The following is a 19,533-nucleotide window of genomic DNA, read 5'->3' as shown; positions in this document are numbered from 1 at the left end:
CGCCACCCTGATTATCGGTGTTGTTGCAGACTTTTCAGGGCCGCTGCGCACCCCAGCGGGAGCAAGCTCCCTCGCCACAGGGGAGCGGTGTCCTTTATTGGTAAACCTTCTTCAACAACCGCAGCAACTCCTCACGCTCAGCCCCTGAAAGGGTCGCCGTGGAATCCAGGTCACTCTGCGCGGCGATTTGCTTGAGTTCCTTGAGCAAGGTTTCGCCAGTCTTGCTCAGGAAGATCCCGTAGGAGCGTTTATCCGGCTTGCACCGCACGCGCACGGCCAGGGCCCGGCTTTCCAACTTGTTCAGCAGCGGCACCACTTGCGGTGGCTCGATCGTCAGGGCCTTGGCCAGGTCAGCCTGCATCAGGCCGGGATTCTGGTCGATGATTGCCAGGGCCGAGAACTGGGCAGGGCGCAGATCGTGGACGGCGAGCCGGCCAATCAGGTTCTGGAACAGTTTCAACTGGGCGCGGCGCAGGGCGTAACCGATCAGGTCATCCAGTGCGGAGTCCAGCGGCGCTTGCGCGTCGGTACCGGCGGCCAGGGGCTCGGCGGGTTCGGCAAGCTTGGAAGACTTGGCCATCGAAGTGAACTTCCTCAAGGTAAGTGGTTAACAAGGCTATCCAGTTTGCCGGGGTTGCGACGCCCTGGCTATGGGCTTGCGCAGATTCGAGATTTGTAACCTTCGATCCAGGTCCGGGAAAAGACAGATAAATCGATTAATAGTTAATTGACATAACTATTTTTCCGGTTTAGTTTTTGATCATCTTCAGCCAAGAACAAGAGAGCACGCATCATGAGTAATTACGAAGGTCGCTGGAAAACAGTCAAGGTCGATATCGAGGAGGGCATCGCCTGGGTCACCCTCAATCGCCCGGAAAAGCGCAACGCCATGAGCCCGACCCTCAACCGCGAGATGATCGACGTGCTCGAGACCTTGGAGCAGGATCCGGCCGCTGGCGTATTGGTGCTGACCGGGGCCGGTGACGCCTGGACCGCTGGCATGGACCTCAAGGAATATTTCCGCGAAGTGGATGCGGGGCCGGAAATCCTCCAGGAAAAAATCCGTCGCGAAGCGTCGCAATGGCAATGGAAACTGCTGCGCATGTACGCCAAGCCAACCATCGCCATGGTCAACGGCTGGTGCTTTGGTGGCGGTTTCAGTCCGCTGGTGGCGTGCGACCTGGCGATCTGCGCCGACGAAGCGACCTTCGGTCTCTCGGAAATCAACTGGGGCATCCCGCCGGGCAACCTCGTCAGCAAGGCCATGGCCGATACCGTGGGCCATCGCCAATCGCTGTACTACATCATGACCGGCAAGACATTCGGCGGGCAAAAAGCCGCCGAAATGGGCTTGGTCAACGAAAGCGTGCCCCTGGCGCAACTGCGTGAAGTCACCGTGGCGCTGGCGCGCAACCTGCTGGAGAAGAACCCGGTGGTGCTGCGGGCCGCCAAGCATGGTTTCAAGCGCTGCCGCGAGCTGACCTGGGAGCAGAACGAGGATTACCTGTACGCCAAGCTCGATCAGTCGCGCCTGCTCGACACCGAAGGTGGCCGCGAGCAGGGCATGAAGCAGTTTCTGGACGACAAGAGCATCAAGCCTGGCTTGCAAACCTATAAGCGCTGAATCGACCGGCGAATGGCGGGCCGCATCCCGCTGTTCGCTGCGCCGCCCTGGCGCTACTGTTACACCGCTGCGATGTATTCCCGATAAAGACAATAAAGAGGAATCACCATGCTGGACGTGCCCCTGTTGATTGGCGGCCAGTCGTGCCCGGCCCGTGACGGCCGGACCTTCGAACGCTGCAACCCGGTGACGGGTGAGGTGGTGTCTCGCGTGGCCGCCGCCACTCTGGAAGATGCCGATGCCGCGGTAGCTGCTGCCCAAGCGGCGTTTCCCGCCTGGGCCGCATTGGCGCCTAACGAACGCCGGACGCGGCTGTTGCGTGCGGCCGAGCAGTTGCAGGCCCGCAGCAGTGAATTCGTCGCTGCTGCCGGCGAGACCGGTGCCATGGCCAATTGGTACGGTTTCAACGTGCACCTGGCGGCGAACATGCTGCGCGAAGCCGCTTCCATGACGACCCAGATCAATGGCGAAATCATTCCTTCGGACGTGCCTGGCAGTTTCGCCATGGCCCTGCGTCAGCCTTGCGGCGTGGTGCTGGGCATCGCCCCTTGGAACGCTCCGGTGATTCTCGCCACCCGCGCCATCGCCATGCCCCTGGCTTGCGGTAACACCGTGGTGCTCAAGGCTTCTGAAATAAGCCCGGCAGTGCACCGGCTGATCGGCCAGGTGTTGCAGGACGCAGGGCTGGGTGACGGCGTGGTCAACGTGATCTGTAACGCACCGGCGGATGCGCCGGCCATTGTCGAGCGATTGATTGCCAACCCGGCGGTGCGTCGGGTCAATTTCACCGGTTCGACCCATGTCGGACGCATCGTCGGCGAACTGTCGGCGCGCAACCTCAAGCCGGCGCTGCTGGAACTGGGTGGCAAGGCGCCGCTGCTGGTGCTGGACGACGCCGACCTGGACGCCGCGGTGCAAGCGGCGGCCTTTGGCGCTTACTTCAACCAGGGCCAGATCTGCATGTCCACCGAGCGACTGATCGTCGATGCCCGTGTGGCGGATGAGTTCATCGCCCGCTTGGCCGCCAAGATCGCCACCCTGCGCGCTGGTGATCCGGCGGCCGGCGATTCGGTACTGGGCTCGTTGGTCGACGTCAGTGCCGGCCAACGCATCAAGGGGCTGATCGACGATGCCCTGGCCAAAGGCGCAACGCTGGTCACGGGGGGGCAGTTGGAAGGCAGCATCCTGCAGCCGACGTTGCTCGACGGCGTCACTGCGCAGATGCGCCTGTACCGCGAAGAGTCCTTCGGGCCGGTGGCCGTGTTGCTGCGCGGTGACGGCGATGAAGAGCTGCTGCGCCTGGCCAACGATTCCGAGTTCGGCCTGTCGGCCGCCATTTTCAGCCGCGATACCACCCGTGCGCTGGCCTTGGCCCAGCGGGTCGAGTCGGGCATTTGCCACATCAACGGGCCGACCGTGCACGACGAGGCGCAGATGCCCTTCGGTGGGGTCAAGTCCAGCGGTTACGGCAGCTTTGGCGGAAAGGCGTCCATCGAGCATTTCACCCAGTTGCGTTGGGTGACTTTGCAGAACGGTCCCCGGCATTACCCGATCTGAAACCCGTCGCATCGCGGGCGGTCGAGCCTTGAACGCCGTCGCCCCGATGCAGGCCAGAATAATAATGACAAGGCCGCAGCCTGGTGCTGCCACGCTCCGCTCGCATCGCGACCCGAGTGTGCCTTGGTGGAGGAAATGTACGTGAGTTCCGAGTCCAGATCGTCCTCCCGACCCGAGGCCGGGCGGTATCGCCAGGTATCGATTGGTCATCCTGCTGTGGAAGTCCGGGAAGAGCGTGGCATCTTGCACATGCGCTCCCTGGAGCCCTTGGCCCCGCTGCCAGCGCGGTTGCTCGAGCGCCTGGTGCACTGGGCCAAGGTGCGCCCGGAGCAGACGTTTATCGCTGCCCGTGAAGCCGGCGGTGACTGGCGTCGAGTCAGTTATGCCCAAATGCTCGACAGTGTCCGAGCCATCGCCCAAAGCCTGCTCGGTTACGGTTTATCGGCGGAAAAACCCTTGGCGCTGCTCTCCGGCAATGACATCGAGCACCTGCAAATGGCCCTCGGCGCGATGTACGCCGGTATTCCCTATTGCCCGGTTTCGCCGGCCTATTCATTGCTGTCCCAGGATTTCGCCAAGCTGCGTCATGTCTGCGATCTGTTGCAGCCGGGGCTGGTGTTCGTCAGTGAGGCCGCACCGTTCGAGCGCGCGATCACTGCCGTATTGCCGGCGGACGTGCCCTTGATCACAGTGCGTGGCGAGATAGCCGGCCGGTCGAGGACAAGCTTCGCCAGCCTGCTGGTCCAACCCGGCGGCGCCGAGGCCGAGCAGGCGTTCGCTGCCACCGGCCCGGACAGCATCGCCAAGTTCCTGTTTACCTCAGGCTCCACCAAGCTGCCCAAGGCGGTGATCACCACCCAGCGCATGCTTTGCGCCAATCAGCAGATGCTGCTGCAGACCTTTCCGGTGTTCGGCGAGGCGCCGCCGGTGCTGGTGGACTGGTTGCCGTGGAACCACACGTTCGGTGGCAGCCACAACGTTGGCATCGTGTTGTACAACGGCGGCACGTTCTACCTGGACGACGGCAAACCCACCGCCCAGGGCTTCGCCGAAACCCTGCGCAACCTCAAGGAAATCTCGCCTACCGCCTACCTGACCGTGCCCAAGGGCTGGGAGGAACTGGTCAATGCCCTGGAGCAGGACGATGAATTGCGCGAGCGATTCTTCAAACGCATCAGCCTGTTCTTCTTTGCGGCGGCGGGCTTGTCCCAAAGCACCTGGGACCGGCTCGACAAGGTCGCCGAACAGCATTGCGGCGAACGTATCCGCATGATGGCGGGCCTGGGCATGACCGAGGCGGCGCCGTCCTGCACCTTCACCACCGGGCCGTTGTCCATGGCTGGCTACATCGGCCTTCCAGCGCCTGGCTGCGAGGTGCGCCTGGTGCCGGTGGACGGCAAGTTCGAAGGGCGTTTTCGCGGGCCGCACATCATGCCCGGCTACTGGCGCTCGCCGCAGCAAACTGCCGAGGTATTCGACGAGGATGGTTTCTACTGTTCGGGAGATGCGATCAAGCTGGCCGACGCCAGCAATCCGCAACTGGGGCTGATGTTCGATGGGCGGATCGCCGAGGATTTCAAATTGTCTTCCGGTGTCTTCGTCAGTGTCGGGCCGTTGCGTAACCGGGCGGTGCTGGAAGGCACACCCTATGTCCAGGACCTGGTGATTACCGCACCGGATCGCGAGTGCCTGGGGGCGCTGGTGTTCCCACGGCTTGCTGAATGCCGGCGCTTGTCTGGCCTGGGCGGGGATGCCAGTGACGCCCAGGTTCTTGCCAGCCCTACGGTGCGCCAATGGTTCGCCGACTGGCTGCGACGCCTGAACCGTGAAGCCAGCGGCAACGCCAGTCGCGTGGAATGGATCGCCTTGCTCGATGAACCGGCGTCCATCGACCGCGGTGAAATCACTGACAAGGGCTCGATCAATCAACGGGCGGTGTTGCAGTGGCGGGCGGGGAAGGTGGAGGCGTTGTATCGCGGGGAGGATGCGTCGATTTTGCGGGCGGGACCTGTGGCTTAAAGCGAGACCTTGTGGATGTGCATAAATGGCGGACTCATCCACAAACGCCTGTGGGAGCGAGCTTGCTCGCGATAGCGGTGGCTTAGTAGCAGAGAGGTTCTCTGACACACCGTCATCGCGAGCAAGCTCGCCGCTCCTCCATGAGGTCCGGGGGCTGGTTTGTGATGGTTAACGCCGTCCTAGCAACAAACCCACCACCAGCCCGAAACCAGCGGAAATCGCCACGGTCTGCCAGGGGTGGCCGCCAATATAGACTTCAGTGGCGTCGACCATGGGGCGGGTACGCTCCCGTGCGCTGGCAACCGAATCAAGCGCTTGTTGCAGTTTCTGGGAGATCTGGTCGCGCAGGTTTTCAGCATCTTCGCCCACCAGCGAGGCACTGCTTTTGAGCAGCTTCTCCGATTCTTCGATCAACGCCTTCAGTTCGCTGAAGGCTTGATCCTTGATTTGCTCTCCATTCGCTTGCACGGTGCTTTTACGGGCCATTGAAGTACTCCTTGCTGATGATGGCATTGATCAATGGAGTGCTGCGCTTGTGCAAAAGTTGCAACGTTTGGCCTTGTCGGCGCAGCCCATCACAAATCGTGGTTAAGACGTTTCCCTGCAAGGTGTAAGATGGCGCCTATTTACGCAACAGGTAATTCCCATGAGCTTCAATCTGGCTGACAAGCCCCTGGCCGAGCGCGCCGCGCTGGAAGACGAAAAATCCCGACTTTTTGAACTGTGGCAAAACAACCTGGGCAAAGCCAAGGGCGATGCTGCCCGCTTGTTCGGCGAGCGCTCCAAACGCAAGGGCAAGTGGGCCGAGTGGGTGCGTGCCGAACTGGACGGCATGTCGCCGCCGGAGTACGCCAACATGGTACGCAGTGAAGTCAATCGACTGATGGCTGCCAACAAGTAAGCCTTAGGTGAATGTTGCCGTAATGGCCTCGCGAACCTTGAGCATTGTCGGCTCCATTTGCGTGTGGGTTCGCCATCCCAGTTCGATAGGGTAGCGGGGCAAGGCCAGGGGGCAGGGCAGCAAGGCCAGGCCGCTGAGGTCGGCGATGGCCCGGGCGGCATGGGCCGGAATCGTCGCCACGGCTTGGCTGCCCTTGAGCAGGAACGGCAACGCGGCAAAGTGGGTGGTCGAGGCACAGACTCGCCGGCTCAGGCCAAGCCCGGCCAGCCCTTCGTCGGTGATACCGATGAAACCACCTGAAGACACCAGCAGATGTTCACGGGCCACGAACGCCTCCAGGCTGAGGGATTGTTGGCCCTGCGCCAGGCTCGCCGGGTCCAGGAGGCAGGCGTAATCGCCTTCGCCCAACACCTGGCGGCTGAGCAACCGCTGGGCGAAACCGCCCGCCGTGATCGCCAGGTCAAGTTCGCGCTCCATCAGGGCCCGGCCGACGATCTGGCTGTGGGTCTGGCGGAAAATCAAGCGCAGGCCCGGCGCTCGGTCGGCCACTTCTTCGATCAAGCGTCGCCCATGGGCAATCTCGAAATCATCCGACAGGCCGACGATGACCGAGCGGCCTTCGTAATGGCTGGCATCCGGGTCGACCATCGCCAGGCTCTGGCGGCATTTATCCAGTGCTTCGCTGATCACCGGCTTGAGCTGGTTGGCCCGCAGCGTCGGCGCCAGGCCCCGGCCGGTACGCACGAATAATTGATCGTCATACAAACCGCGAAGCCTGCGCAGCGCTGCGCTGATGGCCGACTGGGTCACGCCCAGGCGTACGGCGGCGCGGCTGGCGCTGGATTCGTCATGCAGGGCTTCGAAGGTCTTGAGCAGATTGAGGTCGATATCGGCGATATTCATAAGACTCATATCATTTAGCAGTATTCGGGGCTTTATTCATGATCGGCCGCTGCTTGAGAATCGGCAACACCTGATGATCGAGGAGTTGAAAAACCATGCCCAAATCCATTGTGGCTGCCCTGCAGATCGGCTCGTTGCCTGGCGGCAAGGGCGAGACCCTGGCACAGATCCTTTCCTACGAAGAAGCCATTCGCGAGGCTGGCGCGCGCCTGGTGGTGATGCCAGAAGCGCTGCTGGGTGGCTATCCCAAGGGCGAAGCGTTCGGGACTCAACTGGGTTACCGGTTGCCGGAGGGACGCGAGGCGTTTGCCCGCTATTTTGCCAATGCCATTGACGTGCCCGGCGTTGAAACCGAAGCGCTGGCCGGGCTATCGGCGCGTACGGGGGCGAGCCTGGTGCTGGGCGTCATCGAGCGTGTCGGCAGCACCTTGTACTGCACCGCGCTGTATTTCGAACCCGATGAGGGCCTGGTGGCCCGGCACCGCAAGTTGATGCCCACCGGCACCGAGCGGCTGATCTGGGGCAAGGGCGATGGTTCGACCTTGCCGGTGATCGACAGCCAGGTCGGTCGGGTCGGCGCGGCGGTGTGCTGGGAAAACATGATGCCGCTGCTGCGCACCGCGATGTACGCCAAAGGGGTGGACGTCTGGTGTGCGCCGACGGTGGATGAGCGGGAGATGTGGCAGGTGACCATGCGCCATATCGCCCACGAAGGTCGCTGTTTTGTGGTCAGTGCCTGTCAGGTCCAGGCCTCGCCGCAGGCCCTGGGTATCGAGGTCGCGCACTGGCCGGCCGAGCGGCCGCTGATTGCCGGAGGCAGTGTGATTGTCGGCCCCATGGGCGATGTACTCGCGGGGCCGCTGAAGGACACAGCGGGGCTATTGATTGCCGAAATCGACACCGATGAGCTGGTGCGGGCGCGTTACGACTATGACGTGGTGGGGCATTACGCCAGGCCAGATGTGTTCGAGTTGGTGGTGGATGAGCGTGCCAAGCCCGGCGTGCGTTTCACGGCGTGATTCACCAGTTGGCGGCGGAGCCCGGCAGGTCGAGGGTTCCGCGGTCAACGAAGCGCAGGGTGCCGAATACGCCGCCGGCGAGCTTGCCCTTGAGCACATAGGGCAGGTTGTCCAGGCTTTGGGTCTGGCTCAGGCCCAAGGTCTGGCGCAACACCGAAAACGCCGAAATGCTCACCGGGACACTGAGGATCGCCTCGGAAAAGCGCGGGATCGAACCGCTCTGGTCACTGACCCCCGTTGCCAGCGTACGGCCGTTGACCTCCAGGTCCAGCGCCACGCCGTTGTAGTCGATCGCGGTTTCGTTGGGGTTCTGCACGCGCAGTTTCACGGCGAAACGCACCTCCAGGCCCTGGTTGGGCAAGGGTTCGATGCCGACCACGTTGATGTTCAGCGGGTCCCGGTGCGGGAAGAGGGCGCAGGCACTCAGGCTGAGCAGTATCAGGAAAACGGAAAGGCCGAGGATTCTGCGCATGGATTGACTCTCAACGAATGAAAAAAACCGGAAGCGATTGAGCACGATACCCCACAGGTGCCCCATGGCAACCAACGAACCCTTGGATAGGGCGCTTTTGGTGGCGAGGGAGCTTGCTCCCGCTGGGCTGCGTAGCGGCCCCAAGCTTTTGCGGTTGCTGCGCAACCGAGCGGGAGCAAGCTCCCTCGCCACAAAAGCCACAAAAGCCACAAAAGCCACAAAAGCCACAAAAGCCACAAAAGCCACAAAAGCCCATGCCACAGCGATGTATGCGAGACATGGCAAGAGGGCTCCTGACAGTTTCTGACACCAGCCTCTGCTAATCTGCGTCAACTTTTTTCTTCTGGATAGCCCATCGTGTCGCGTACCTCTCGGTTGCTCACTTTGCTGCAAGTCTTGCGGGGCAAGCGTTGCCCGGTTACCGCTGCGACATTGGCGGGAGAACTGAACGTTTCCGAGCGCACCTTGTACCGCGACATCGCCGAACTCACCGCCCTTGGTGCGCCGATCCAGGGTGAAGCGGGCATTGGTTATGTCTTGCGCAGCGGACTGTTCCTGCCGCCACTGATGTTCACCGCCGATGAAATCGAGGCCATTGTGCTGGGCTTGCGCTACGTCGATCAGCGCGCCGACGAGGTGTTGGGCAAGGCAGCCGCCGACGCCCTGGCGAAGGTCGCTGCAGTGCTGGCCCCCGATGTGCGAGACGCTTTGCGCAACCCCACGGTGCTGCCCGGCCCACCGGGTTATGGCTATCCGCAGAACACGGTGGAACTGAATGTGTACCGCCAGGCCATTCGCGCCCAGGCCAAGCTGCACATCGATTACGCCGACGTGAACAAGACCCCGAGCCAACGCTTGATCTGGCCGCTGGCCCTGGGCTTTTTCAATGAGGCGCGGGTGGTGGTGGCCTGGTGCGAATTGCGCGGCGCCTATCGGACTTTTCGCACTGACCGGATTGCCTCTGCCACCGAGCAGGGCGAGCGCTATCCGGGCCGCCGCAGCGACTTGCTGCGCGACTGGTTCGCGCTGATGAAGCTGGACGAAACCGGACGGTTCACTCCTGACAAAAACTGACACAACGCTGTTCTAGCATGGTGCCAGATCGATAAAACAAGGAGCCGTACCATGTCCAATCCCGTCTCTTCCCTGGCCCCGGCCATCGCCGGCTACATTGCGGCGGCCAATGCCCGTGACAGCTCGGCGGTGACGCGTTTCTTCGCCGAGGATGCCAACGTATTCGATGAAGGCCAGCACCGTGTTGGCACCCAGGCCATCGCCCAATGGATGGAAGACACTGCCCGGCGCTTCCAGCCGCGTGTGGAAGTCCTCAATGTGCAGCAACGCACTGGCAAGGTGTTGGTGCAGAACCTGATCTCCGGGACATTCCCCGGCAGCCCGCTGGAGTTGCGCTACACCTTCCGGCTCGATGAGCAGGGCAAGATCAGCCGGTTGGATATCTCGATTTAAGTTGTTTCAACTTAAGAAGGCGAGCGCTGTTGTATAGGAAATGAATGCAGTTGTGGCGAGGGAGCTTGCTCCCGCTGGGCTGCGTAGCGGCCCCAAGCTTTTGCGGTTGCTGCGCAACCGAGCGGGAGCAAGCTCCCTCGCCACACAGGCTTGGCGTTGAGTCAGAGGGTTTGGCATTGAGTCACAGGCAGGTGAATGACTCATCCGCCCCCGCTGTCATGGCATACTCCCCACCTTCGTATTCCGGACCCGGGCCGTATGACTTTCGACTCCCCCTTGAGTGCCTGGCAGCATGCCATCGAACACCACGGCTTCGTCCAGGACGAGGCCCAGGAACTGGCCATCATGACACTGGAGCAATGCCACAAGGCGTTGCACGAAGGTCGCAAGGCGATCAAGGGCGTTTATCTCTGGGGCCCGGTGGGACGTGGCAAGACCTGGCTGATGGACCGCTTTTATGAAAGCCTCAAGGTGCCGGCCCGTCGACAACACTTCCACCATTTCATGGCGTGGGTGCATCAGCGTTCGTTCCAGCTCACAGGGACGCCGGATCCTTTGCAGGCCCTGGCTCGGGAATTGAGCGCTGAAGTACGGGTGCTGTGTTTCGACGAACTGTTCGTCAACGACATTGGCGATGCAATCATCCTCGGACGCCTGTTCCAGGTGATGTTCGAGTTGGGGATGGTAATGGTCAGTACCTCCAACCTGCCGCCGGAGGAGCTCTATGCCAACGGCCACAACCGTGAGCGTTTCCTGCCGACCATCACCGCGATCAATCGATATATGCAGGTCGTGCCGGTGAACGGCTGGCAAGACCATCGCCAGCACCCAGGCCAATTACAGCAGCGTTATTGGCTGCGCGATCCCGGGCAACCTGATCCGCTGGGTGACGTCTTCAACCAGTTGACCTGCGGGCAAGCGTCGAGCAGTGCGCCGATCGAGGTCGGTCATCGCCTGCTTGAACCGGTCCAGGCCAGCGACAGCGTGCTCTGGAGCCGTTACCCCGACCTGTGCGAGCAACCGTTCTCGGCGCTGGATTTCATGGCGCTGTGCGACCGCTTCAGCGTCATCCTGCTCAGTGACGTGCCGTGCCTGAGCGCCGAGCAGCGCGAAGGGCGCATTGCCCGTGGCACCGAAGACGGCGTCGAAAGGGTCGAGGCCGGTGATCGCGAATTGCCGCAGTTGTCGATCCATGACGATGGCGTACGGCGCTTCATCGCCCTGGTCGACGAATGTTATGACCGCAAGGTGCCGTTGTGCCTTTCGGCTGCGGTGCCGATGGATGAGTTGTACACCGAGGGCTATCTGCAATTCCCGTTTCGCCGTACTCTCAGCCGCCTCCAGGAAATGCAAATGCAACGTTTTGGTCAGCAAGCCTGACCTGTATCCCGCCGACGGCGTCGAGCCAGCGGCACTAACGAAGTGAGATGGAAGGTCATGGAAGAAGCCAAGGACATCCTTGTACTGCAAGCCAGCTACACCAACCCGGTCCACGCTGAAGCGATCTGTCATGTGCTCAATGGCTATGCGCAGGACCCGATGGGCGGGGGACATCCCTTGCCGGCCGAGGTGCTGCTGCACCTGCCCGAGGAACTGGCCAAGCGCCCTCATGCCTTCAGCGTGTTGGCTTTCGTCAACGGCGAACCGGCGGGGCTGGTCAATTGTTTCGAAGGTTTTTCAACCTTTGCCTGCCGGCCACTGGTGAACATCCACGACGTGGCGGTCATGAAGGATTTTCGCGGCCTCGGGTTGAGCCAGAAGATGTTGCAGAAGGTTGAGGACATCGCCCGCCAGCGTGGTTGCTGCAAGATTACCCTGGAAGTGCTGGAGGGCAATGCCGTGGCCCAGGCCAGCTATGCCAAGTTCGGCTTTGCCGCCGGCATGTTCGACCCGGCCCACGGGCCTATGGAATTCTGGATCAAGCCCCTGTAAAAGCGGGCTTCTGATGGGTTTCGGTTATTTCTGCACGACTGCGGTCGTCGGTGCCTTGGGCTGCATCAGGCTGAAGTCGATCAGGGCCTTGCGTGGGGTTTGATAGGGGTCGCCGATCAGCAGCGGCCGGGCCTTGAAGTCATCGCTGACCAGGCTCTTGCTGCGGTCCAGCTCGTCAAAACTCAAGCCTGCCAGGTCTGCCCAGGTGTGAATCAGGTGCGAGCTGCTGTAGGGACGCGACAGCTCGCCGGCAAAGTTCCAGTCATGGCTTTCGCGCCACTTGGGCGAGGCCCAGGCCATGAAGGGGATGGTGTACATCGGCGCGGTCGGCTTGCCTTCGTTACGGCCCAGTGTGTCGTGGCCGGCGGAGTCGAACACGTCTTCACCATGGTCGGACAGGTACAGCAGGAAGCCGTTGGGGTCGGTCTTGGCGTAGTCCTTGATCAGGCTGGACACGACGAAGTCGTTGTACAGCACCGCGTTATCGTAGCTGTTGTAGGTCGGGACCTGATCATCACGCACGCCTGCCGGTACGCCTTGGCGATCGGTGAACTTGTTGAAGGTCGGTGGATACCGGTACTGGTAGCTCATATGGGTGCCGAGCAGATGCACCACGATCAGCTTGCGCGGGGCGCTGTCGGCCAGGGCTTTGTTGAACGGCTCGATCACATCGCCATCGTACTGCGCGGCATTCTGATTGCGGTTGTTGTTCAGGTACACCTGCTCGTCGGCCTGCTGGGAAAACGTCGTGAGCATGGTGTTGCGCTTGGTCATGGTCTGCTGGTTGGTGATCCAGAAGGTCTTGTAGCCGGCCTGTTTCATCATGCTCACCAGCGACGGGGTGCTCAGGTACAGGTCCGGGTTCTGTTCGTCGGCGAACGTCAGCACCTGCTGCAGCGCTTCGATGGTGTAGGGGCGTGGGGTGATGACGTTATCGAACACTGACAGCTGGTCCTTGAGCTTGTCCAGCTCAGGCGTGGTTTCGCGCGGGTAACCGTAGAGGCTCATGCGCTGGCGGTTGGTGGATTCACCGATCACCAGCACCAGAGTGGCCGGTTGGTCGGCCATGGCGTCCTTGAGGTTGCGCAGTGGCGCGATCTTGCTGGCGCTGTGGAGCATGCCTTGCATGTTCTCCAACTGTTCACCGTAGCGACGATAGGCCACCAGCATCTGCCACGGGACGGCCGGCTCGATGCGATTCTCGAATTTCTCCAAGCCACCGGCGAAACTGCCGGTGCGCAGGGTTTGCTTGACCAGCGGATAACCGGCCACGGCGAGCACGATGACGGCTGCGGCGACCATGGCCTGGCCCCGGGGCAGGTACACCGGGCGCAGGCGGGTCCAGAGCCAACAGCCGACGGCGGTGTGGGCCAGGAACGCCGCCACCATCCACCAGGCAAAATACTGTGTCAGGTATTCGCCGGCTTCAGACACGTTCGATTCGAACATGATGAAGATGACGCTCTGGGAAAACTCTTGCTGGTAAATGAAGAAGTAGCCCAGGCTGGCCATGGAGCAGGCCCACAGCACCACGCCGATCAAGGCGGCGAGCACGCGCGTGCGGGCGGGGAAGAGCAGCAGGGGCGCCAACCACACCGCGCTCATCACGAACGCTTGGCGAAAGCCGGTGAAGCCGGAGGTGTCGCTCAACAGAATGAGCAGTTGGGTGATGCCAGAGAAGTACCAGAAGAACAGAAACAGCCAGCCAAGCCCGGCCCAGTCGAAACCTTTCGCAGTCGTTTTGCTGCGTTTGAACAAACTCATCAAGCGCTCCAGCCTTTGTCGACGAAGCTGTCGGCACCGGATTGGTGACCGCAGGCATACGCCGAGCAACCTTAAAGGCGGAGAGTATTACGAGTCGGTTGTGAAAACTTTGTGAGTTTTTCGGATACAAAACGCACGTGAGGTGCGAATGCACCTGTGGCAAGGGGATTTGTCTCTAGGGGCGGGACCTGTGGGAGCAAGGCTTGCCCGCGATAGCCGCGCCGCGGTCGTACCGCTGAACCGCGTTATCGTTCATCGCGGGCAAGCCTTGCTCCCACAGATAGAATTCTCGCCGCAAGTGGGCACGGCAGGACTACATGGAAGTGACACTGTTTGACCAGCGTCACTTCTTCAACCGTGCCTCCGGGGACGGTTACCGAGCCAGGGACTGGTTCTGGTGGGGCAGCTGTGCGTATTGCAACTGCATGCGCAACTGCGTCACTTCATCAAGCAGTAGATCGCGTTCTTCCTTGAGTAGGCGCAATTCATCGCGACGAATGGTCACATAAAGGGTTTGGGGAGGACGTGCGGTAACGACAGGGCCCATTGCTCACCTCGCAAATGGCGTACATCAACTATAGAGATGTCGCCAGTATTTGGTCGACACCTCTACTATCGGCGCCGATTCTGATTTCTTTTGCTTGTGATTGGAACTTTTTTATTTTTCATGGTCGCTGTGTCTTCGGCCGGATCTTGAGCGTTATCCCTTGTGATCGCTCGAATTACCCGGAAACTATGCAGCAATGCTCTGGACTAACCTCCACGTGTCGTACGAGCTAAACCTTTGACTTACCTTTATTTGTAGTAGGGAGCATCAGCACATGCAACTCGGGATCATTGGACTGGGCCGCATGGGCGGCAATATTGCGCGGCGCCTGATGCTCAATGGGCACACCACCGTTGTCTATGACCGCAATGCCGCTTTTGTCGAAAACCTGCGCCAGGATGGCGCCACGGGCGTCGCGGACCTGCCGGCACTGGTCGCCGGGCTGGAGAAACCACGGGCGGTCTGGGTCATGCTGCCAGCCGGCGCGCCCACCGAAGACACCATCAACGTCCTCAGCGAGCTGTTGGAGCCGGGCGATGTAATCATTGACGGCGGTAACACGTACTACAAAGACGACATCCGTCGCGCCCAGGCCCTGTCGGAAAAAGGCCTGAGCTACATCGATGTTGGCACCTCCGGCGGCGTGTGGGGCCTGGAGCGCGGTTACTGCATGATGATTGGCGGCGATGCCGAAGTGGTGAAGCGCCTGGACCCATTGTTCGACAGCCTGGCCCCAGGCATGGGCGACATCCCGCGCACCCGTGACCGCAAATCCGACGATGACCGCGCCGAACGTGGCTACATCCACGCGGGCCCGGCCGGTTCGGGGCATTTCGTGAAGATGATCCACAACGGCATCGAATACGGAATGATGCAGGCCTTCGCCGAGGGCTTTGACATCCTCAAGACCAAATCCAGCGAAAGCCTGCCAGCGGAGCAGCGCTTCGACCTGAACCTGGCCGATATCGCCGAAGTCTGGCGTCGCGGCAGCGTGGTGTCGTCGTGGTTGCTGGACTTGACCGCCGATGCGCTGGCCAGCGATCCGAAACTGGACGGCTTTTCCGGCGAAGTCGCCGACAGCGGTGAAGGGCGCTGGACCATCGAGGCGGCCATCGAGCAAGCGGTGCCGGTTCCGGTCCTGTCCAGTTCGTTGTTTGCCCGTTTCCGCTCGCGCCAGCAAAGTACGTACGGTGACAAAATGCTCTCGGCCATGCGCTTCGGCTTTGGCGGCCACGTGGAGACGCCGAAAAAATGACCTCGATCGGCAGCAAATCCAAGGCAGAACCCGCGCCGCCGACCACGTTGTTTCTGTTCGGCGCCCATGGCGATCTGGTCAAGCGTCTGCTGATGCCGGCGCTTTACCACCTCAGTCGCGACGGTCTGCTGGGCGATGGGCTGCGCATCATCGGGGTTGACCACAACGCCATCAGCGATGTGGATTTTGCCAAGAAACTCGAGGACTTCATCCGTAACGAAGCGGCGAGCAAGGGCGGCGATGCCGACCGGGCGCTCGATCCGGTGCTGTGGGCCAAGCTGGCCAAGGGCATCAGCTACGTCCAGGGTGATTTTCTCGATGAGAGCACCTACCAGGCGCTGGCGGCGAAAATCGCCGCCAGCGGCACCGGCAACGCGGTTTTCTATCTGGCGACCGCGCCACGTTTTTTCAGTGAAGTGGTCAGCCGCCTCGGTGCGGCAGGGCTGCTTCAGGAGCAGGAAGGGGCCTTCCGTCGCGTGGTGATCGAAAAGCCGTTCGGCTCCGACCTGCACACCGCCGAAGCGCTGAACGCTTGCCTGCTCAAGGTCATGAGCGAGAAGCAGATCTATCGCATCGACCATTACCTGGGCAAGGAAACGGTGCAGAACATTCTGGTCAGCCGTTTCTCCAACAGCCTGTTCGAGGCGTTCTGGAACAACCACTACATCGACCACGTACAAATCACCGCCGCCGAAACGGTCGGCGTGGAAACCCGTGGCAGTTTTTATGAACACACCGGCGCCCTGCGGGACATGGTGCCCAATCATCTTTTCCAACTGCTGGCGATGGTGGCCATGGAGCCGCCAGCGGCGTTTGGTGCCGACGCCGTGCGTGGCGAAAAGGCCAAGGTCGTCGGCGCGATCCGGCCCTGGTCGGTGGAGCAGGCCCGGGCCAACTCGGTTCGCGGCCAGTACACAGCCGGTGAAGTCGGCGGCAAGGCGGTCAACGGTTATCGCCAGGAGGCCAACGTGGCGCCCGACAGCAGCACCGAGACCTACGTCGCCCTCAAGGTCATGATCGATAACTGGCGGTGGGTCGGCGTGCCGTTTTACCTGCGCACCGGCAAGCGCATGAGCGTGCGGGACACCGAGATTGTCATCTGCTTCAAGCCCGCGCCATACGCGCAGTTTCGCGACACTGAAGTCGACGAACTGCAACCTACGTACCTGAGAATCCAGATCCAGCCCAATGAAGGCATGTGGTTCGACCTGTTGGCCAAGCGGCCGGGGCCGGCACTCGACATGGCCAATATCGAATTGGGATTTGCCTACAAGGATTTCTTCGAAATGCAGCCATCCACGGGTTACGAAACCCTGATCTACGATTGCCTGACCGGTGACCAGACGCTGTTCCAGCGCGCTGACAACATCGAAAACGGCTGGCGCGCCGTGCAGCCGTTCCTCGATGCCTGGCAGCAGGACGCGGCATTCCAGCCCTACAAGGCCGGCGAAGATGGCCCGGCGGCCGCCGATGAATTGCTTACTCGCGACAGCCGCGTCTGGCATGGCCTCGGATGAGTGATCAGTTGATGCATCCCATCCGCTTTTTGCTCAGTGACATGGACGGCACGTTGTTGCTGCCCGACCATAGCCTCAACCAGCGCACCATCGAAGCCGTTCGTTCATTGCGTGAAGCTGGCGTGCTGTTCAGCCTCGCCACCGGGCGGCCGCCGCGGGCGATGTTGCAGTTCATCGAGGCGTTCGGCGTCGACCTGCCCACGGCGGCATTCAATGGCGGTACGCTGGTGCATCCGGACGGCAGTTTCCTCGCCGTGCATTACCTGCCGCCTGAGGCCGCGCTGACCACGCTGGCGTTGTACGCCGATCAACCCGGTATCGAGGTCTGGGTATTCGCCGACGGCGACTGGCTGGTGCGTGACGCCAACGGTCCGATGGTGCCGGTGGAAACCCGTGGCCTGGGTTATCCGCCGGTGCAGGTCGACAGCTTCGAACCCTACCTGGAGCGGATCGACAAGATCGTCGCCACCAGCGCCAATACGGATCTGCTGGTTGAGCTGGAGGCTCGCTTGCACCCGCTGCTCAAGGGCCAGGCCCAGGTGTCGCGTTCGCAACCGATCTACCTGGACGTGACGGCGATGCAGGCCAACAAGGGCGAAGCACTCTTGACCCTGGCGAAGTTCCTGGATGTGCCACTGGAGCAGACAGCGGCCATGGGCGACGGTGGCAACGACCCGGCGATGTTCCATCGCGCGGGCTTGTCGATTGCCATGGGGCAGGCGGAGGAGGCGATCAGGCGTCAGGCCGATGTCATCACTGCAGCCGTTACCGAAGACGGCGCGGCCCTGGCGATCGAACGCTACATCTTGCCGCGATAAGCTTTGGCCCTTTGTGGCGAGGGAGCTTGCTCCCGCTGGGGCGCGAAGCGCCCCCCTGTACATGCCTGACACACCGCAGTGTCAATGCTTTCTTGGGGCTGCTGCGCAGCCCAGCGGGAGCAAGCTCCCTCGCCACAGGTTTTCCTTCTGCTCAGCAATACTTCTACAGCCAGTAAGTCACCGCATACCAGCCCAAGCCACCCATCACCACGGTGTAGGGCAGTGCCATCCAGACCATCCGGCCATAGGACAGGCGAATCAGCGGGGCGATCGCCGAGGTCAGCAGGAACAGGAATGCCGCCTGGCCGTTGGGTGTGGCGACGCTCGGCAGGTTGGTGCCGGTGTTGATGGCCACCGCCAGGGTCTCGAACTGTTCGCGGCTCATGTGGCCGGATACGAAGGCCTGTTTGACCTCAGTAATGTAGATGGTTGCCACGAACACGTTGTCGCTGATCGCCGACAGCAGGCCATTGGCAATGAACAGCATGCCGGGCTGCTGGTCGGCGGGCAGGGCCAGGACCCACTGGATCAGCGGCGTGAACAACTGCTGGTCATGAATGACCGCCACCACTGCAAAGAACACCACCAGCAGCGCGGTGAACGGCATGGCGTCCTTGAACGCATTGCCAAGCCTGTGCTCGTCGGTGATGCCGGTGAAGGCGGTAATCAACACGATGACCATCAGGCCGATCAGGCCGACTTCGGCAATGTGCAGGGCCAGGCCCACGATCAGGATTAGCGCGGCAATACCCTGGACGATCAGGGCGGCGCGTTGCCGTGCGGTGCGTTCACGATTGTCCTGCTCGGCATAATCGGCCAGCACGGTGCGTACGTTGTCCGGTAGCAGCGTGCCATAACCGAACCAGCGCAGTTTTTCCAAGGCTACGCAGGTCACCAGCCCGGCCACCAGCACCGGCAGCGACACTGGCGCGACTTTCAGGAAAAAATCGACAAAATGCCAGTCCATTTCATGGCCGATCAGCAGGTTCTGCGGTTCGCCTACCAGGGTGCAGACGCCGCCCAGCGCCGTGCCGACGGCACCATGCATGAGCAGGCTGCGTAGAAACGCCCGAAACTGATTGAGATCTTCATGATGGCTCGACGGCAGATCATGGTCTTCATCGACATTGCTGTCCTGGCGCGGATCGTTGCCCGACGCCACACGGTGATACACCGCATAGAAGCCCACGGCGGCGCTGATGATCACCGCGGTGACGGTCAATGCGTCAAGGAACGCAGACAGGAACGCCGAGAGAAAACAGAACATCAAGGACAGCAGCGCCTTGGAGCGCACACCCAAAAGCAGGCGCGAGAACAGGAACAGCAGCAGATCCTTCATGAAGTAGATCCCGGCCACCATGAACATCAGCAGCAGGATGACCGGAAAGTTGTGCAGCAGCTCATCATATAGCGCCTTGGGCGTGGTCATGCCCATCACCAGCGCTTCGACCAGCAAAAGGCCGCCAGGCATCAGCGGATAGCATTTAAGGGCCATGGCGAGGGTGAAGATGAATTCCACCACCAGCATCCAACCGGCAACGACCGGGCCCAGGGTCCACAGCACCACGGCATTGAGGATCAGGAACGTGATGACGCACGCCTTGTACCAGCGTGGGGAATGCCCCAGAAAGTTATGCGCGAAAGCTTGAGCCATCGAACCGGACATTGGCTGCTCCTTTTATTTAGAAGCGCGCAACTTGCCGTAAGAAATAAGGAATATCAAGAGTAAGAATAAATA

At 61.3% G+C, this 19,533-nt stretch carries 19 protein-coding genes; 12 read left to right on the top strand and 7 right to left on the bottom strand.

All coding sequences use genetic code 11. The features are described from left to right. Positions 1-94: 94 nt before the first annotated feature. Positions 95-580 (bottom strand): MarR family winged helix-turn-helix transcriptional regulator, encoded by a 486-nt coding sequence (locus BLU76_RS29685; RefSeq protein ID WP_014338127.1) that lies wholly within the window; start codon positions 578-580, stop codon positions 95-97. 213 nt (positions 581-793) lie between these two features. Here BLU76_RS29685 and BLU76_RS29680 point away from each other — a divergent pair, with 213 nt between their 5' ends. From BLU76_RS29680 to BLU76_RS29670, 3 genes are all read left to right on the top strand, one after another. Continuing rightward, positions 794-1,624, top strand: coding sequence for a p-hydroxycinnamoyl CoA hydratase/lyase (locus tag BLU76_RS29680; protein ID WP_063320869.1), 831 nt, complete (start codon positions 794-796; stop codon positions 1,622-1,624). A gap of 108 nt (positions 1,625-1,732) precedes the next feature. After that, positions 1,733-3,181, top strand: a complete 1,449-nt coding sequence (locus BLU76_RS29675) for an aldehyde dehydrogenase (protein WP_092142783.1) — start codon at positions 1,733-1,735, stop codon at positions 3,179-3,181. A 141-nt stretch (positions 3,182-3,322) separates the two neighbouring features. After that, entirely contained in the window at positions 3,323-5,200 is a 1,878-nt protein-coding gene (locus tag BLU76_RS29670; RefSeq protein ID WP_063325054.1) for a feruloyl-CoA synthase, read from the top strand. Between the two features lie 168 nt (positions 5,201-5,368). On the opposite strand, the gene BLU76_RS29665 is transcribed toward BLU76_RS29670, so the two are convergent. Beyond that, on the bottom strand, positions 5,369-5,686 hold the full coding sequence (locus BLU76_RS29665; protein WP_092142788.1) for an ElaB/YgaM/YqjD family protein: 318 nt from the start codon (positions 5,684-5,686) through the stop codon (positions 5,369-5,371). A 160-nt stretch (positions 5,687-5,846) separates the two neighbouring features. Between BLU76_RS29665 and BLU76_RS29660 the strand changes: the two genes are divergently transcribed. Further along, positions 5,847-6,101 (top strand): hypothetical protein, encoded by a 255-nt coding sequence (locus BLU76_RS29660; RefSeq protein ID WP_003181187.1) that lies wholly within the window; start codon positions 5,847-5,849, stop codon positions 6,099-6,101. Positions 6,102-6,104: 3 nt separating this feature from the next. Here the strand turns inward: BLU76_RS29660 and BLU76_RS29655 are convergent, their stop codons facing one another. Further along, positions 6,105-7,013, bottom strand: coding sequence for a LysR substrate-binding domain-containing protein (locus tag BLU76_RS29655; protein ID WP_092142790.1), 909 nt, complete (start codon positions 7,011-7,013; stop codon positions 6,105-6,107). 86 nt (positions 7,014-7,099) lie between these two features. Here BLU76_RS29655 and BLU76_RS29650 point away from each other — a divergent pair, with 86 nt between their 5' ends. Next, complete coding sequence (locus BLU76_RS29650; RefSeq protein ID WP_092142793.1) at positions 7,100-8,023, top strand: carbon-nitrogen hydrolase family protein; 924 nt, start codon at positions 7,100-7,102, stop codon at positions 8,021-8,023. A gap of 1 nt (position 8,024) precedes the next feature. Here BLU76_RS29650 and BLU76_RS29645 read toward each other — a convergent pair whose 3' ends face one another. Then, positions 8,025-8,495 (bottom strand): LEA/WHy family protein, encoded by a 471-nt coding sequence (locus tag BLU76_RS29645; RefSeq protein WP_014338133.1) that lies wholly within the window; start codon positions 8,493-8,495, stop codon positions 8,025-8,027. A 357-nt stretch (positions 8,496-8,852) separates the two neighbouring features. Here BLU76_RS29645 and BLU76_RS29635 point away from each other — a divergent pair, with 357 nt between their 5' ends. The 4 genes from BLU76_RS29635 (at position 8,853) to BLU76_RS29620 (ending at position 11,894) form a co-directional block, all read left to right on the top strand. Beyond that, positions 8,853-9,569, top strand: coding sequence for a helix-turn-helix transcriptional regulator (locus BLU76_RS29635; RefSeq protein WP_003202404.1), 717 nt, complete (start codon positions 8,853-8,855; stop codon positions 9,567-9,569). Positions 9,570-9,620: 51 nt separating this feature from the next. Beyond that, positions 9,621-9,962, top strand: a complete 342-nt coding sequence (locus tag BLU76_RS29630) for a nuclear transport factor 2 family protein (protein WP_072348557.1) — start codon at positions 9,621-9,623, stop codon at positions 9,960-9,962. A 258-nt stretch (positions 9,963-10,220) separates the two neighbouring features. Then, a complete protein-coding gene (gene zapE / locus BLU76_RS29625; RefSeq protein ID WP_092142797.1) occupies positions 10,221-11,342 on the top strand; it encodes a cell division protein ZapE in 1,122 nt (373 codons plus the stop codon). A gap of 57 nt (positions 11,343-11,399) precedes the next feature. Continuing rightward, the gene (locus tag BLU76_RS29620; protein WP_072348553.1) at positions 11,400-11,894 is read left to right on the top strand and encodes a GNAT family N-acetyltransferase; all 495 of its coding nucleotides are present in this window, start codon (positions 11,400-11,402) and stop codon (positions 11,892-11,894) included. Between the two features lie 24 nt (positions 11,895-11,918). Here BLU76_RS29620 and BLU76_RS29615 read toward each other — a convergent pair whose 3' ends face one another. Further along, the gene (locus BLU76_RS29615; RefSeq protein WP_092142800.1) at positions 11,919-13,658 is read right to left on the bottom strand and encodes a phosphoethanolamine transferase CptA; all 1,740 of its coding nucleotides are present in this window, start codon (positions 13,656-13,658) and stop codon (positions 11,919-11,921) included. Positions 13,659-14,031: 373 nt separating this feature from the next. Further along, positions 14,032-14,205, bottom strand: coding sequence for a DUF6026 family protein (locus BLU76_RS31650; protein ID WP_170867344.1), 174 nt, complete (start codon positions 14,203-14,205; stop codon positions 14,032-14,034). Between the two features lie 250 nt (positions 14,206-14,455). On the opposite strand from BLU76_RS31650, the gene gnd reads away from it, so the two are divergent. From gnd to BLU76_RS29600, 3 genes are read left to right on the top strand one after another with little or no spacing between them, the layout of a single operon-like run. Then, the gene (gnd, locus tag BLU76_RS29610; RefSeq protein WP_256572296.1) at positions 14,456-15,460 is read left to right on the top strand and encodes a phosphogluconate dehydrogenase (NAD(+)-dependent, decarboxylating); all 1,005 of its coding nucleotides are present in this window, start codon (positions 14,456-14,458) and stop codon (positions 15,458-15,460) included. Continuing rightward, complete coding sequence (gene zwf, locus BLU76_RS29605) at positions 15,457-16,977, top strand: glucose-6-phosphate dehydrogenase (RefSeq protein ID WP_092142803.1); 1,521 nt, start codon at positions 15,457-15,459, stop codon at positions 16,975-16,977. The genes gnd and zwf overlap by 4 nt, the downstream gene beginning before the upstream one ends. Beyond that, positions 16,974-17,795: an HAD family hydrolase gene (locus BLU76_RS29600; RefSeq protein WP_092142806.1), complete on the top strand. Its 822-nt coding sequence runs from the start codon at positions 16,974-16,976 to the stop codon at positions 17,793-17,795. The genes zwf and BLU76_RS29600 overlap by 4 nt, the downstream gene beginning before the upstream one ends. Before the next feature lie 163 nt (positions 17,796-17,958). On the opposite strand, the gene nhaB is transcribed toward BLU76_RS29600, so the two are convergent. After that, on the bottom strand, positions 17,959-19,461 hold the full coding sequence (gene nhaB, locus BLU76_RS29595; protein ID WP_092142808.1) for a sodium/proton antiporter NhaB: 1,503 nt from the start codon (positions 19,459-19,461) through the stop codon (positions 17,959-17,961). Positions 19,462-19,533 lie beyond the last annotated feature (72 nt).

This window comes from Pseudomonas sp. NFACC08-1 (assembly GCF_900106735.1).
Taxonomy (GTDB): Bacteria; Pseudomonadota; Gammaproteobacteria; order Pseudomonadales; family Pseudomonadaceae; genus Aquipseudomonas; species Aquipseudomonas fluorescens_Q.
This window is presented reverse-complemented; position numbering and strand designations above follow the sequence as displayed.